The sequence below is a fragment of the [Actinomadura] parvosata subsp. kistnae genome (assembly GCF_900323885.1).
GTDB classification, from domain to species: Bacteria; Actinomycetota; Actinomycetes; order Streptosporangiales; family Streptosporangiaceae; genus Nonomuraea; species Nonomuraea composti.
In genome coordinates this window covers 382,355-395,604 of record NZ_OOHJ01000015.1, presented here as the reverse complement: position 1 = coordinate 395,604, position 13,250 = coordinate 382,355, and the positions used below count along the sequence as shown (strand labels likewise).

General features: G+C 72.2%; 14 protein-coding genes. 5 read left to right on the top strand and 9 right to left on the bottom strand.

Annotation, left to right across the window (positions count from 1 at the left end; all coding sequences use genetic code 11):
* Positions 1-134: 134 nt before the first annotated feature.
* Genes KIS93_RS16510 through KIS93_RS16500 form a run of 3 tightly spaced genes read right to left on the bottom strand, consistent with a single transcriptional unit; the run spans position 135 to position 3,402 of the window.
* A complete protein-coding gene (locus KIS93_RS16510; RefSeq protein ID WP_080036749.1) occupies positions 135-1,733 on the bottom strand; it encodes a CocE/NonD family hydrolase in 1,599 nt (532 codons plus the stop codon).
* Positions 1,734-1,786: 53 nt separating this feature from the next.
* A complete protein-coding gene (locus KIS93_RS16505; RefSeq protein ID WP_186404273.1) occupies positions 1,787-2,236 on the bottom strand; it encodes a DUF3237 domain-containing protein in 450 nt (149 codons plus the stop codon).
* Positions 2,233-3,402: a flavin-dependent oxidoreductase gene (locus KIS93_RS16500; RefSeq protein WP_080036751.1), complete on the bottom strand. Its 1,170-nt coding sequence runs from the start codon at positions 3,400-3,402 to the stop codon at positions 2,233-2,235. Before KIS93_RS16500 ends, KIS93_RS16505 begins: the two co-directional genes overlap by 4 nt.
* 72 nt (positions 3,403-3,474) lie before the next feature.
* Here KIS93_RS16500 and KIS93_RS16495 point away from each other — a divergent pair, with 72 nt between their 5' ends.
* A complete protein-coding gene (locus KIS93_RS16495) occupies positions 3,475-3,999 on the top strand; it encodes a MarR family winged helix-turn-helix transcriptional regulator (protein ID WP_230465974.1) in 525 nt (174 codons plus the stop codon).
* Between the two features lie 69 nt (positions 4,000-4,068).
* Here KIS93_RS16495 and KIS93_RS16490 read toward each other — a convergent pair whose 3' ends face one another.
* From KIS93_RS16490 to argG, 3 genes are all read right to left on the bottom strand, one after another.
* A complete protein-coding gene (locus tag KIS93_RS16490) occupies positions 4,069-4,491 on the bottom strand; it encodes an ATP-binding protein (protein WP_186404272.1) in 423 nt (140 codons plus the stop codon).
* An 84-nt stretch (positions 4,492-4,575) separates the two neighbouring features.
* Positions 4,576-5,406, bottom strand: a complete 831-nt coding sequence (locus tag KIS93_RS16485; RefSeq protein WP_080036752.1) for an SAM-dependent methyltransferase — start codon at positions 5,404-5,406, stop codon at positions 4,576-4,578.
* A gap of 207 nt (positions 5,407-5,613) precedes the next feature.
* Entirely contained in the window at positions 5,614-7,068 is a 1,455-nt protein-coding gene (gene argG / locus KIS93_RS16480) for an argininosuccinate synthase (protein WP_080036753.1), read from the bottom strand.
* A gap of 127 nt (positions 7,069-7,195) precedes the next feature.
* On the opposite strand from argG, the gene KIS93_RS16475 reads away from it, so the two are divergent.
* The 4 genes from KIS93_RS16475 to KIS93_RS16460 all read left to right on the top strand — a co-directional run bounded on the left by KIS93_RS16475 (position 7,196) and on the right by KIS93_RS16460 (position 11,044).
* Positions 7,196-7,396 carry a ferredoxin gene (locus tag KIS93_RS16475; RefSeq protein ID WP_080036754.1) on the top strand — a complete coding sequence of 67 codons (201 nt, stop codon included), beginning with the start codon at positions 7,196-7,198 and terminating at the stop codon, positions 7,394-7,396.
* On the top strand, positions 7,393-8,613 hold the full coding sequence (locus tag KIS93_RS16470) for a cytochrome P450 (protein ID WP_080036755.1): 1,221 nt from the start codon (positions 7,393-7,395) through the stop codon (positions 8,611-8,613). Before KIS93_RS16475 ends, KIS93_RS16470 begins: the two co-directional genes overlap by 4 nt.
* Before the next feature lie 325 nt (positions 8,614-8,938).
* Entirely contained in the window at positions 8,939-9,574 is a 636-nt protein-coding gene (locus KIS93_RS16465; protein ID WP_080036756.1) for a nucleoside/nucleotide kinase family protein, read from the top strand.
* Between the two features lie 51 nt (positions 9,575-9,625).
* Positions 9,626-11,044, top strand: coding sequence for an MFS transporter (locus KIS93_RS16460; RefSeq protein WP_186404271.1), 1,419 nt, complete (start codon positions 9,626-9,628; stop codon positions 11,042-11,044).
* Between the two features lie 28 nt (positions 11,045-11,072).
* Here the strand turns inward: KIS93_RS16460 and KIS93_RS16455 are convergent, their stop codons facing one another.
* The 3 genes from KIS93_RS16455 to KIS93_RS16445 all read right to left on the bottom strand — a co-directional run bounded on the left by KIS93_RS16455 (position 11,073) and on the right by KIS93_RS16445 (position 13,138).
* Positions 11,073-11,495: a hypothetical protein gene (locus tag KIS93_RS16455; RefSeq protein ID WP_080036758.1), complete on the bottom strand. Its 423-nt coding sequence runs from the start codon at positions 11,493-11,495 to the stop codon at positions 11,073-11,075.
* 147 nt (positions 11,496-11,642) lie between these two features.
* Positions 11,643-12,470 carry an alkaline phosphatase PhoX gene (locus KIS93_RS16450; RefSeq protein WP_186404270.1) on the bottom strand — a complete coding sequence of 276 codons (828 nt, stop codon included), beginning with the start codon at positions 12,468-12,470 and terminating at the stop codon, positions 11,643-11,645.
* Positions 12,471-12,475: 5 nt separating this feature from the next.
* Complete coding sequence (locus KIS93_RS16445) at positions 12,476-13,138, bottom strand: alkaline phosphatase PhoX (RefSeq protein WP_186404269.1); 663 nt, start codon at positions 13,136-13,138, stop codon at positions 12,476-12,478.
* Positions 13,139-13,250: the final 112 nt, after the last annotated feature.

Genomic DNA, 13,250 nt, shown 5'->3' with positions numbered 1-13,250 from the left:
TTGCCCTGCTTTACCTACTCGGTTGAACTGGAATCCTGTGTACCTCGCCAGCGCCCCGTTGATTGTGCGCTGCCACTTCATGCCCAGGGAGAGTACCGGGCGTACCTGGAAATTGCCTGAACGGGAACGGCCGCTTAACGCGGCACCACCGGCAGCGTGATGTACGAGTCCGGAAAAACCCGCTGATTCTGTACGACCAGGTCAGCCTCGGTCGCCAGCGCGGCCGGGCGGCCGGTTCCCGGGTTACGGTCGAAGCGCGGGAAGTTCGAGCTGGAGATCTCCACCCGGATCCGGTGACCGGCCTTGAAGACCTGGCTGGTGGCGACCAGATCGATGGTGTACGTCCCCGTCGGCGTGCCGGTGCGCACGATGCCGTCGATCACGCTCATCGCCCGCCCGTCCGGATACACGTTCACCAGTTTGGCCGTCCAGTCGGTGGCGGCGGCCGAGGTCTCGGCGTGCAGCGTCACCGACACCGGCCCGGTCACCTCCACGTCGGAGCCGAGCACCTCCGACGTGTAGCAGAGCACGTCGGGGCGGCGCTCCACGTCGCGCTGGTCCTGCGGGCCCACGTTCGTCGGGTCGGCCAGCAGCGTCGGGCCGCCGGTGGTGGGCACCGGGTCGCGCGGGTCGAACGTGAACGTCGCCGGCTCGGCCGAGACCGGCGGCTCGGGGCTGAGCAGGCCGTCCGCGTGCAGGTAGTACGGCGTGTCCACGGCGCGGGCGAGCGGCCACGACTCCTCGTCCCGCCACACGTCGTCGCCCATCACGAAGATCCTGACGGCCGGGCCGGTGTCGCGGCCCATCAGGAACGCGAGCTGCCGCTGTTCGAGCTGCACCGCCGGCGCCGAGGCGGCGAACCCGAAGTCGAGCCGCCCCGTGCCGGACGAGGCCGCCGTCAGGTGCGACCAGGGCCCGACGACCAGCGGGCCGCCCAGCCGCCGGTGGTTCTCCAGCGTGCCCGCGAGGAACAGGTCGAACCAGCCGGCCACGTGCATCACCGGCACCTCGATGCGGTCGTGCCGCAACGTCTCGGCCAGCTCCTCCCAGAACGCGTCGCGCGCCGGATGCGAGATCCACTCGCGCCACCACGGGATGCCCTCGATCGTGTCCAGCGGCAGCGTGCGCAGCGCCGTGGCCTGGTCGGTCATCGCCGGCAGCAGCGCGCCGAACGCCGCCCCGACGTCCTCGCCCGCCTCCGCCGCGTGCATCAGCCCGAGCGCCGCCTGCATCGTGCCCCAGTTGAGCGCCGAGCCCAGGGCCAGCGCCCCGCCGTGGTACTTCAGACCGTCGTGGAAGTCGTGCGGCGTCATCGCCGCGTACACCGCCTTGAGCCCCGGCGGGCGGGTGGCGGCGGCCTGGAGGGCGCAACCGGCCAGGTACGACATGCCGGTCATCACCACCTCGCCGTTCGACCACGGCTGCCCGGTGATCCAGGCGATTGTGTCGTGCCCGTCGTCGCCCTCGTCCCGCCACGGGCGGAACTCGCCGTCGCTGCTCCCGCGCCCCCGGCAGTGCTGCAGCACCACCGCGAAGCCCGCCTCCAGCGCCGCCGTCACCGGGATCATCCGGAACGCGCCCTCGCCGTACGGGCTGCGCGCCAGCAACGCCGGGAACGGGCCGCCCTCCGCCCGGCGGTGCACGGTGCCGCGCAGCACGGTGCCGTCACGCATCGGCATGGGCGTGTCGTACTCGGCGGTGACGCGCATCGGCGAGCGGTCGAGCTTCGGCATCGGAGCCTCCGGCGTCGGTCGGGTCGGGTCGGCGTGAGCGGGGCCGGCGCCGGTCAGGTGAGGGCGTAGGCGTCGTACCGTACGGCGGAGGCGGCGCGCGCCGCCGAGGCCACCGCCAGCGTACGGTTCAGCCAGAGATAACGCCCGTCGCCGGTCTCGAAACGGCAGAACAGCCGGAAGTAGTACTCCGACGGGTCCACCTCCTCGCCCCGCGCGAGCCGGTCGAGCACCTCGGGCGGGCCGTGCCGCACGCCGCTGGTCGAGATGTAGAGCAGCGCGCCGTCGTGGGTGCGCAGCGTGTAGCGGGTGTCCACGCTGATCGCGCCGTCGGCGTGCACCACCTGCCAGTCGGCGCCGCCGGGCAGCACCACGCCCGACAGGCGGGGCCCCTCGAACGAGCCGCCCACGATGTTGATCACCCGGCGGCGGCCCCACGGCGAGTCGCCGAGGTCGAGGATCGGGTCGAGCTCGACGTGGAAGGAGGCGAGCGGTTCGAGGTTCATCGGGTGACGCTCCAGGACGGGCGGGCGCTGAGCGAGGCCGGGTCGAAGCCTGCCGTGCGCTTGTAGGAGGCGGCGATCTCGGCCCGCTCCGCCAGCGGGATGACCTGCTCCACGTCGTCGAACCCGCCCGGCGCCCGCTCGTGGGCCAGCTTCATCACGACCTCCGGGCCCATCTCCCGATTCGAGAGCTGCAGCGCCGTCGTGGCGGGCCGCCGCAGCCGCTCGTACGCGGGCAGGTCGTCGTGGGCCAGCGCGTACGCCAGCACCCGGGCGTCGATGATGGCCTGGGAGGCGCCGTTCGAGCCGATCGGGTACATGGCGTGGGCCGCGTCGCCGAGCAGCGTGACGTTGCCGACGGTCCAGCGGGGCAGCGGGTCGCGGTCCACCATCGGGTACTCGTAGGCCGTGTCCGCGCCGGCGATGATGCCCGGCACGTCCAGCCAGTCGAAGCGCCAGTCGGCGAAGTGCCGGCCGACCTCGGCCAGGTCGCAGGGGCGGTTCCAGTTGCCGCGCTCAGGCGGCTCGCCGTCGAGCGGGCGCTCGGCGATCCAGTTGATCAGGGTGCGCTTGCCGGTCTCGATGGGGTAGGCGACGAACTTCTGCGTGCCGTCCCCCGCCATGATCATGGATCGGCCGGTCAGGAACGGCTCGCCGTACGTGGTGCCGCGCCACAGCACCAGGCCGTTCCCCGGGGGCGGGCCCTCGTCCGGGTACAGGTGCGCGCGCACGGCCGAGTTGATGCCGTCCGCGCCGATCAGCAGGTCCTCCTCGCCGGGGCCGGTGATCCGGCTGCCGGTCCGTACGCTGTCCGGCCCCAGCCGCTCGATCACCGCCTCCAGCAGCAGCATCTGCAGGCGGCCCCGGTGCACGGAGTACTGCGGCCAGGCGTAGCCCGCGCCGAGCCCGCGCGGCTCGGACCAGATGGGGGTGCCGTAGCGGTTGAAGTAGGCCAGCTCGGCCGTGGCGACGCCGATCGCGGCCAGCCGGTCGGCCAGGCCCAGCTCGGTCAGCTCGCGGACGGCGTGGGGGAGCAGGTTGATGCCGACGCCGAGGGGCTTCAGCTCGCGGGCGGCCTCGTGCACGGTCACGTCGGAGAAGCCCGCCGCGTGCAGGCTGAGTGCGGCGGTCAGGCCGCCGATGCCGGCTCCGGCGATGACGATGCGCACTGGCCCTCCTCCGAGATTGTTATGGCCGAAACAATATCTCGGGTGGGCGTCCCGCTACGCAAGACTTGACCGGTGACCGATTCCCAGGCCGGGCCGCCCGACCTCGAGTACGCCGCGTACGCGCGGGAGCGGCTGGCCGCGATGCCGCCGCCCGCCGATCCCGACGCGTTCGCGCTGGCCTACCACCTGCTGCAGCTCGCCTACCTGCTCGTGACGGACCTGGAGACACGCATCCACCGGCCGCGCGGCTGGACGCTGCCGGGCTTCCGGCTGATGTTCAAGCTGTGGCTGCTCGGCCCCGCCCAGCCGGTCCGGCTGGCCGAGCTGTCGGCCATGTCCCGCTCCGCCGTCACGAACGCGGTCAACACGCTGGAACGCGGCGGGCTGGTGGAGCGGCGGCCGGTGCCGGGAGACGGGCGCGCGGTCGTCATCGCGCTCACCGGGGCGGGGGAGAAGGCCGTGCGGGAGGCGTTCGCCGAGCAGGCGCGGCGGGAGGGGGAGTGGTTCGCGCCGCTGGACGAGGCGGAGCGGGAGCGGCTGACCGGGCTGCTCATCAGGATCCTGCGGGAACGGCCGGCGCTGGGCTCCGCCCGGTGACGGGGGTGGTCAGGCGGCGACACGGGGTGCTCAGGCGGCGATCGCGAGTCCCGTTCGGTGGCGGAGTCTTCAGGCGGTGATCGCGAACCAGACCAGCTTGCCGTTGTCGGCCGGTGTCACGCCCCACTCGTCCGCGATCGCGGCGACGATCTGCAACCCGCGCCCCGACAGGGCGTCCACGCCGGGGGAGCGCTGGAACGGCACGCCCTCGCCCGGGTCGAACACCTCGCCGTACAACCGGCCCCCGCGCTCCTCAAGCCGCAGCGTGTAGGCGGAGCCGCCGTGCCGTACGACGTTGGTGACGAGCTCGCTGACGATCAGCAGGCAGTCGTCGGAGAGATGGGCCAGCTCCCAGCGGGACAGCTCCGCCCGTACGAGGGAGCGGGCCTCGGCGACCCCGGCGGGAGCGGAGGGCAGCAGGTACTCCACCGCGCGGGCCTGAGGGGCGGTCAGGGACCCGCCGTGAGGGGCGAGGTGGGGGGCCATACGCATCACGTTCTTTCATTTTGGGAGCGCTCCCACACTTACGATAAGCGCTCGCCTTCACTTTTGTGAATGCGTGGCAGAGAAGTTTCCTCAGGGGATGCGAGCGACGGCGCCGTAGTTGCCCGACGAGCTGGGCTCCTCGCGACAGGCGTGGCCGTTGTCGTCAGGGCGCCACTCCGGCACCCACACCAGCCCGGGCGCCACCAGGTCGAGCCCCTCCAGCAGGGCCGCCACCTCGTCCTTCGTGCGGATCGCCAGGTGCGGCAGCGTCATCGCGAGCAGGTCGCGGATGGCCGGCAGCAGCTCCGGCGGGACGCCGTCGAACGTGGTGTGCAGCAGGCCGAGGAAGCTGCCGCCCGGCGCCGTGTGCCGCAGGCGCTTGATGACGTAGTGGGCGTACTCGTCGTCGTTGAGGCTGTAGGTCGACAGCAGCAGCACGGCCACCGGCCGGTCCCAGTCGATGAACGTGCGCACCACGTGGTCGCGCAGCACCTCGTCGATCTCGCGGATGTCGCCCTCCACCACGCGCACGAGGTCGGTGAAGGGCTCGATGGTGGCCTGCGCCATGGTGACCACCATCGGGTTGTTCTCGACGTACAGGACGCGCGGAGCGGCGGCGCACGCCTGGCGGGCCACGTCGTGCAGGCCGTGCCCGGCCGACGGGCCGCTCGGGATGCCGCTGCCCACGATCAGATACTGGTCGACGCCTTCCGCCGACAAATGGCCGATCATGCGGGAGAAGAATTCGAGCACCGCGCGGGCCGCCGTGGTCAGGGCGGGGGCCGCCTGATCGAAATGGCGGACCGTGTCCTTGTCCGCGAGGAAATGGTTCTTGCCACCTGCCGCAGCGTCGAAGATGCGCGTTATTCTGGCCTGCGTGGTCTCGAGGCCGGCCAAGTTCCGCACGGCACGCTGGTGCATGATGGCCCCTTTTCCCTCGCCGCTACCGGCAAGCCGGTAGACGATCTCTGGACCTCACTCGATGACTCGAACCATATGTTCCAACAATTCCAGTCAATGACAACCCGCTAGACCGGTTGTCTTGGATATGTTTGGCCGCCGCATCGGTGTGGCAAGGCACCTCTGCCGGGCGGGACACACCCGGCAGAGGATGAAGGGGCGCGTGCGTCAGTCAGTGCCGGCCTCCATCGCCGCCTGGTCGAGCAGCACGTCGTCGTCGGACACCTCGCCGGGGGCCTCGCCACGGGAGGCGATCGCCTCGGCGCCGCCCTCCGGCATCGCGCCGATCAGCCCCGTCGCGGCCACCTGCGTGGTGCCCAGCAGCGTCTGGTGCCCCACCATGCCGAGCCCGGCGTACTGCTCCAGCTTCGCGCGCGAGTCGGCGATGTCGAGGTTGCGCATGGTGAGCTGGCCGATGCGGTCGAGCGGGCCGAACGCGGCGTCCTCGGTGCGCTCCATCGACAGCTTGTCGGGGTGGTAGCTGAACGCCGGGCCCGTCGTGTCGAGCACCGAGTAGTCTTCCCCGCGCCGCAGCCGCAGCGTCACCTCGCCCGTGATCGCCATGCCGACCCAGCGCTGCAGCGACTCGCGCAGCATCAGCGCCTGCGGGTCGAGCCAGCGGCCCTCGTAGAGCAGCCGGCCCAGCTTCCTGCCCTCGATGTGGTAGCTGGCCAGGGTGTCCTCGTTGTGGATGGCGTTGACCAGCCGCTCGTAGGCCGCGTGCAGCAGCGCCATGCCCGGCGCCTCGTAGATGCCCCGGCTCTTGGCCTCGATGACGCGGTTCTCGATCTGGTCGGACATGCCGAGCCCGTGCCGGCCGCCGATCGCGTTGGCCTCCAGCACCAGATCGACCGCCGAGGCGAACTCCTTGCCGTTGATCGTCACCGGCCGGCCCCGCTCGAACCCGATCGTGACGTCCTCGGCCGCGATCTCGACCTCAGGGTCCCAGAACCGCACGCCCATGATCGGCTCGACGATCTCGATGCCGGCGTCGAGGTGCTCGAGCCTCTTGGCCTCGTGGGTGGCGCCCCAGATGTTCGCGTCGGTGGAGTACGCCTTCTCCGTGCTCGCACGGTAGGGCAGGTCGCGGGCGAGCAGCCACTCCGACATCTCCTTGCGCCCGCCGAGCTCGCTGACGAAGTCGGCGTCGAGCCACGGCTTGTAGATGCGCAGCGACGGGTTCGCCAGCAGGCCGTAGCGGTAGAACCGCTCGATGTCGTTGCCCTTGAACGTGGAGCCGTCGCCCCAGATCAGCACGCCGTCGTCGAGCATCGCGCGCACCAGCAGGGTGCCGGTGACGGCGCGGCCGAGCGGCGTCGTGTTGAAGTAGGTGCGGCCGCCGGAGCGGATGTGGAACGCCCCGCAGGCCAGCGCGGCCAGACCCTCCTCCACGAGGGCCTCCCGGCAGTCGACCAGCCGGGCGATCTCGGCGCCGTACGCCGTCGCGCGGCCCGGCACCGAGGCGATGTCGGGCTCGTCGTACTGGCCGATGTCGGCGGTGTAGGTGCAGGGAACCGCACCCTTCTCGCGCATCCACGCGACCGCCACGGAGGTGTCGAGGCCGCCGGAGAAGGCGATCCCGACGCGTTCGCCTACGGGGAGGGAGGTGAGCATCTTGGACACGAGTAGAAGTATATACACATGAATGCATGACCATTCAATGCCTCCCCCTCACCGGCGCGCCGCCTTGTCGGGACAAAATTTAAATCAGTTGCTTGACTTACGATGGTCAGGCTGGTTGAGTGAGCCTGTGAAGGTCACCGTTGACGAGGACAAATGTTGCGGCGCCGGCAACTGCGTGCTGCTCGCGCCCGAGGTGTTCGACCAGCGTGAGGACGACGGCATCGTGCTCCTCCTGAACGCCGAGCCGGCCGGGACCGAGCACGCGCGGGTCCGCGAGGCCGCCGCCGTCTGCCCGGCGGGCGCGATCAGGATCGGTGAGGGCGCATGACCGAGACGCTGCCCGGCACCCAGTCCGAGACGCTGCCCGAGTTCCCCGGCGTCAGAGCCGAGAAGTGCCCCTTTGACCCGCCGCCCCGGATCCAGGCCCTCCAGCAGGACGGGCCGCTCACCAGGGTCCGGCTGTGGGACGGCAGCACCCCCTGGCTCGTCACCACGTACGCCGAGCAGAAAGCCCTGCTCAGCCACCCACAGATCAGCTCCGACGTCACCCGGCCCGGCTACCCGCTGTCCGCGCCCCGGACCGCCGGCGGCTCCCTCAGCTTCATCCTCATGGACGACCCCGAGCACCACCGGCAGCGCCGCATGGTGCAGGGCGCGTTCACCGTCCGCCGGGTCGAGAGCATGCGCCCCGCCGTCCAGCGGATCGTGGACGGGCTCATCGACGACCTGCTCGCCGGGCCCAGACCCGTCGACCTCGTGGAGGCGTTCGCCCTGCCGGTGCCCTCGCTGGTGATCTGCGAGCTGCTCGGCGTCCCGTACGCCGACCACGACTTCTTCCAGGACAACAGCAAGACCATCATCAAGCGGGACACCACCGCCGAGGAACGCGCCGCCGCCGGCGGCCGCCTGTTCGACTACCTGGACGGGCTCGTCGGCGACAAGCTCGACCACCCCGGCGACGACCTGCTCTCCCAGGTGGCCGCCCGCGTCAAGGCCGGCGAGCTGACCCGCGCCGAGGCGGCCCAGATGGGTGTCCTGCTGCTCATCGCCGGCCACGAGACCACCGCCAACATGATCGCCCTCGGCACCCTCGCCCTGCTCCAGCACCCCGGCCAGCTCGCCCTCCTGCGCGAGAGCGACGACCCCAAGCTGATCGCGGGCGCCGTCGAAGAGCTGCTGCGCTACCTCAACATCACCCACAGCGGACGCCGCCGCGTGGCCCTGGCCGACATCGAGATCGCCGGCCAGGTCATCCGCGCCGGCGAAGGCCTCATCATGGCCAACGACATCGCCAACCGCGACCCCGCCGTCTTCCCCGACCCCGACGAGCTGGACCTGCGCCGCGACGCCCGCCGCCACATCGCCTTCGGCTTCGGCGTCCACCAGTGCCTCGGCCAGCCGCTCGCCCGGATGGAGCTGCAGGTCGTGTACGGCACCCTCTACAAACGCATCCCCACCCTCACCCTGGCCACCGACCTCGACCGCATCCCCTTCAAACACGACGGCCAGGTCTACGGCGTCTACGAGCTACCCGTCACCTGGTGACCACCCCGCCACGTGGCGCCCCCGGCCATGTCCGACTCCGGTGGTGACCTGGCCACGGGTGACGCCCGTCATGTGGCGACCCGCGTGCCGCGAGCGGTGACACACGTGCCGCCGGCGGTGGCGTGCGTGCCCCGGGAGGCGACGCATGTGCCGCCCGCGATGACACGTGTGCCCGGAGCGTTGGCGGGCGTGCCCGAGACGGTGAGCCGCGTGCCGCCGGCGGTGATGCGCGGGCCCCGGGCGGTGCCCGCGGGTGGTCGGCGCGCCGTTGGCCGGTACGCCGCTAGGGTGCTCGTGTGGATCAGTGGGGTGGCCGGTGAGCGGGATGGAGGGGCTGGTCGAGCGCGTGCGCGGGCTGGCCGCCGCAGGTGAGCGCGTGGTGGTCGGGATCGCCGGCTGCCCCGGCGCGGGCAAGTCGACGCTGGCGGGCCGGCTCGCCACGGCGCTCACCGCCGCCGGGCTGCCCGCCGTCTGGGTGCCGATGGACGGCTTCCACCTGGCCGACGTCGCCCTCGAACGCCTCGGCCGGCTCGGCCGCAAGGGCGCCATCGACACCTTCGACGGGCACGGCTACCTCGCCCTGCTGCGCCGCCTGCACACCGAGACCGGCACCGTCGTGTACGCCCCGTCCTTCGACCGCGACATCGAACAGCCGATCGCCGGCGCCATCGCCGTGCCGCCGCAGGCGCGGGTCGTCGTCAGCGAGGGCAACTACCTGCTGCACGACGAGGACCCGTGGCGGCAGGTGCGCACGGCCATGACCGAGGTCTGGTACGCCGACCTCGACGACCGCGTCCGCCTGGAGCGCCTCACGCGGCGGCACGTCCGGTTCGGCAAGAGCCCGGAGCAGGCGGAGCGCTGGGTCGCGACCGTGGACGAGCCCAACGCCGCCGCCATCCGCGCCACCCGCCACCGCGCCGACCTCCACGTGGACATCGCCGCCCTCGCCCTGTCCCCCTGACGCTCCCGCCCCGCGATTTGCGGGGGCATGGGGGCCGGGTTAGCGTGCCGCATGACCCGAGGCAGCGACCCCGAGACGGGCCCCGAGCAATCCGCAGCCCCCCGGGACACCGCACCCAGGGCGGCCACAGCCGAAGGCAGGGCCGCCGAGGGCCGGGCCGCCGAGGGCGTCGCGGTCGCGGGCGCCACGCTCGGGGAGGCCGCAGCCGGAGGCGCCGCCGAGGGCGGTGCCGTGTCCAGCCCCTGGGCCGTGCTGGTGCGGCATGCGGACTTTCGCCGGCTTCTCGCGGGCAACACCGTCTCGCTGCTCGGATCCAGCGTCACCACGGTCGCGCTGCCCCTGACCGCCGTCGTCCACCTGGGCGCCTCCGCGACCGAGATGGGCGTGCTCGGTGCCCTCGGCCTGTTGCCGCACCTGCTCCTCGGCCTGCCCGCCGGCGTGTGGATCGACCGGGTGCCGTACCGCCGGGCGGTCGTGGTGGCCGACGCGGTGCGGGTGGGGCTGCTCGGTGCGGTGCCGGTGCTGGCCGTGTTCGGCGGGCTGCGGATGTGGCACCTGTACGTGGTGGTGACGCTGGCGGGGACGGCGGCGTTGGTCGAGTCGGTGGCCGCGCAGTCGTTCACGCCGCAGCTCGTCCCGCGTGAGCGGTTGCTGGCCGCCAACAGCATGCTGATGCTGGGCAACACGACGGTCGGCACGGTCGGTTCGGCGGTGGGCGGCCTGCTGGTGTCGGCGTTCACGGCGCCGGTCGCGATCGCGGTGGACGCGGCCTCGTTCGCGGTGTCGTCCCTGCTCAAGGCCCGGATCCGGGTGGAGGGGCGCAGTCCGTCGGGTGGGGAGCGGCGGCCGGTGCGGTTGCGGGCCGATGTCGCGGAGGGGTTGCGTGCGGTGTTCGCGCATCCGGTCATGCGGGCGGTCGTGCTGGCGGCCACCGTGGGCGCGTTCGCGGGCTCGGCCCAGGCCGTCGTGCTCGTGCTCTATCTCGTGCGCGGCCTCCACCTGTCACCGTCCCTGATCGGTGTGCTGGTCGCGACGAGCGGCGTGGCGGGTGTCGCGGGCGCGGCGGTGGCGACCCGGGTCACGCGCCGGCTCGGGCCGGGGCCGGCGTTCGTGGCGGGCATGGTCCTCGCGTCCGTCGCGGGCCTGGTGCTGGCCGCGGCGGCCGGCCCGTTCGCGCTGGTCGTGGCCGTCGTAGTGCTCGCCCAGCTGCTGCGGGGCGCGGGCCCCTCGCTGTACGGCGTCAACCAGCAGACGTTCCGCCAGGCGCTGATCCCCGCCGAGCTGCTGTCGCGCGCCAACGCCACCTGGCGTTTCCTCGCGTACGGCGGGCAGTCGCTGGGCGCGCTGGCGGGCGGCGCCGCAGCCGCGGCGCTGGGGCTCCGGGCCACCCTGGTCGTCACCTCGTGCGTGATGCTCGCCGGCACCGCCATCGGCGCCGCCTCACCCCTGCGAAGCCTGCGCCGCCTGTGAGCCGTGTGCGGCCTCCTCGCCGGGTGGGCTAGTGGTGATGGGCGATGGGCGCCATGTACGCGTACAGCTCGTACCCGACGAACGCGACCACCGGCAGCCCGACCGCGATGAGCAGGCGGCGCGGCAGCGGCGGCCGGGCGACCGGCGGCGCGATGTCCTTGATGGGGATGACCGGCACCTTGGCCAGCGGCACCGGGTCGGGGGCCGCCGCCAGTTCGGGGTGGCGGGCCAGGTAGCCGGCGGGGAAGGACGTGAGATGGTAGGCGCCGCACGCCGGGCAGCTCAGCCCGGACCAGGGTGGCTGGACGGGCACCCCGGAGGCGAGCCAGATCTCCGTCTCGTTGCCGTGGTCGTCGGTCAGGTGACGGACGACGTAGTCCTCCTCCCATACGTAGAGACAGCGCAGGCACTCGAAAGGCCATGACTCACGGGATTCGAACCCGTCGTGCACAGGGAATCACCCCCGGCCGGGTAAGGAGCGTGTGTGTTCCTTACGAGTGTCCGCCCCTGCCCGTACTCCCATGCAAGTGGGCAGTTGTGACACTGAGCGCCACAAAAAGCTCGCTCGGTGTGATGTTAGCCGTCCTTCCGGGGCTCGTCAGAGCGGGCCGCGGTGCCAGGGGCCGCGGATCGCGTACGTGCGGCCCGGCGGGTCCAGCGAGACGGAGTCGCCGAAGTTGTTGACGAACAGGACGGAGCCGTCCGGGCTGAAGCACGCGCCGGCGAACTCGCACTCGTCGGCGATGTTGACCGCGAACTCGAACGGCTGACCCCTGCGCGGGTCGAGCCCGATCAGCCGGTTCACGTTGGTCAGGCCGGGGGCCAGCGGGTGCGGGTCGGCGTCGGCGGAGCTGGCGTCGTCCTCGCAGAGCACGATGCCGCCGCGCGGCGTGAACGTCAGGTTGTCGGGCGAGTCGAGCTCCTTGCGGCCGGGCGACTCGTAGACCAGCACGAGCGTGCCGCCGTCGCGGCGGCCGGGGACGTACTGCCAGACCTGGCCGTACCCTTCCAGGTAGCCGTCGGCGTTCGGCGGGTCGCCGTTCTTGGCGTCGCCGCCGCTGGTGGAGTTGAAGAAGACGCTGCCGTCGCCGTACCAGCAGCCTTCGAGGCGGTTGAACTTGGCGCCGCCCTTGGCCAGGCCCTGCCCGGTGCAGGTGGTGGCGCCGTTCTCGAGGTCGGGGTCGGGGTCGTCGATGCGGACCCATTCGACGGGCAGGCGGGCGCCCATGGTCTGGCCCTCGCGGCAGTCGTAGCCGTCCACCCCCCTGATCTTGAGCATCTCCAGCACGCCGCCCTTCGCCAGGTCGCGCGGGTCGCTGGGGCGGAAGCGGTAGAAGCCGTCGGGCGTGCCCGACTGGTCCTCGGTCTCGTAGACGTACCCCGTGCGCGGGTCGACCGCGACCGCCTCGTGCGAGAAGCGGCCCATCGCGGTCAGCGGCGGGGAGGGGCGGGGCTGCCGGGCGCGGGGCCGTCGAGCGGCACCGCGAAGATGTAGCCGTGCTTGCGCTGCCAGCCCTGCGTGGGGCCGGCGGTGGTCTCCTCGCAGGTCAGCCAGCCGCGGTCGTACAGCATGCGGCCGCCCGCGCAGTTGACGATCGTGCCGTTGAGGCTGACGAAGTGCCGCAGCACCGCGCCGCTGCGCAGGTCGACCTCCAGCGTGGTGGTGCCGCCGACGCCCAGCTCGTCGTAGCGCCGCGAGCCTTCGACGTACACGCGGCCGACGGGGGAGCCGGGGGTGGTGCGCACCTCGTGGTTGCGGATGAGGCGGACGGTGTGGCGGCGGGTGCCCGGGAAGGCGGCCATGCCGTCGTGGGCGATGGGGGTGGCGACGCCGTCCGTCATGGGCGTGCCGCTCTTGCTCAGCACGACGTACGAGAAGCCCGCCGGGAGGGCGAGGTACTCCTCGCCGGTGTTCCTGGCGGGCATGCGGCGCAGGGGGCCGTAGCCGCTCTCGCGCGGGTCGGCGGCGGGGCGGCCGGCGCCCGCCCAGGCGGCGTGCGCGGAAAGGGTCTCGATGGCCAGGCCGCTGGCCAGCACCCCGCCGGTGGTGGCCAGGCCGCGGCCGAGGAAGGAACGACGGTCGAGCTCGGTCATGGTGCTCCCCTCGGGACAAGGGCATAGACCGGGAGTCCATGTGAAGCGTTCGATGAACGAGTGCTGTCGTCAGCGTAAACGGCGTATTGCGCGCCGAGAGGACCCATTTATG

Bases quoted from the DNA above. Each gene is read 5' to 3' on its own strand.
- KIS93_RS16510 (WP_080036749.1), bottom strand. From the start codon at position 1,733: ATGCCGAAGCTCGACCGCTCGCCGATGCGCGTCACCGCCGAGTACGAC.
- KIS93_RS16505 (WP_186404273.1), bottom strand. From the start codon at position 2,236: ATGAACCTCGAACCGCTCGCCTCCTTCCACGTCGAGCTCGACCCGATC.
- KIS93_RS16490 (WP_186404272.1), bottom strand. From the start codon at position 4,491: ATGCGTATGGCCCCCCACCTCGCCCCTCACGGCGGGTCCCTGACCGCC.
- KIS93_RS16485 (WP_080036752.1), bottom strand. From the start codon at position 5,406: ATGCACCAGCGTGCCGTGCGGAACTTGGCCGGCCTCGAGACCACGCAG.
- KIS93_RS16470 (WP_080036755.1), top strand. From the start codon at position 7,393: ATGACCGAGACGCTGCCCGGCACCCAGTCCGAGACGCTGCCCGAGTTC.
- KIS93_RS16465 (WP_080036756.1), top strand. From the start codon at position 8,939: ATGGAGGGGCTGGTCGAGCGCGTGCGCGGGCTGGCCGCCGCAGGTGAG.
- KIS93_RS16460 (WP_186404271.1), top strand. From the start codon at position 9,626: ATGACCCGAGGCAGCGACCCCGAGACGGGCCCCGAGCAATCCGCAGCC.
- KIS93_RS16450 (WP_186404270.1), bottom strand. From the start codon at position 12,470: ATGGGCCGCTTCTCGCACGAGGCGGTCGCGGTCGACCCGCGCACGGGG.
- KIS93_RS16445 (WP_186404269.1), bottom strand. From the start codon at position 13,138: ATGACCGAGCTCGACCGTCGTTCCTTCCTCGGCCGCGGCCTGGCCACC.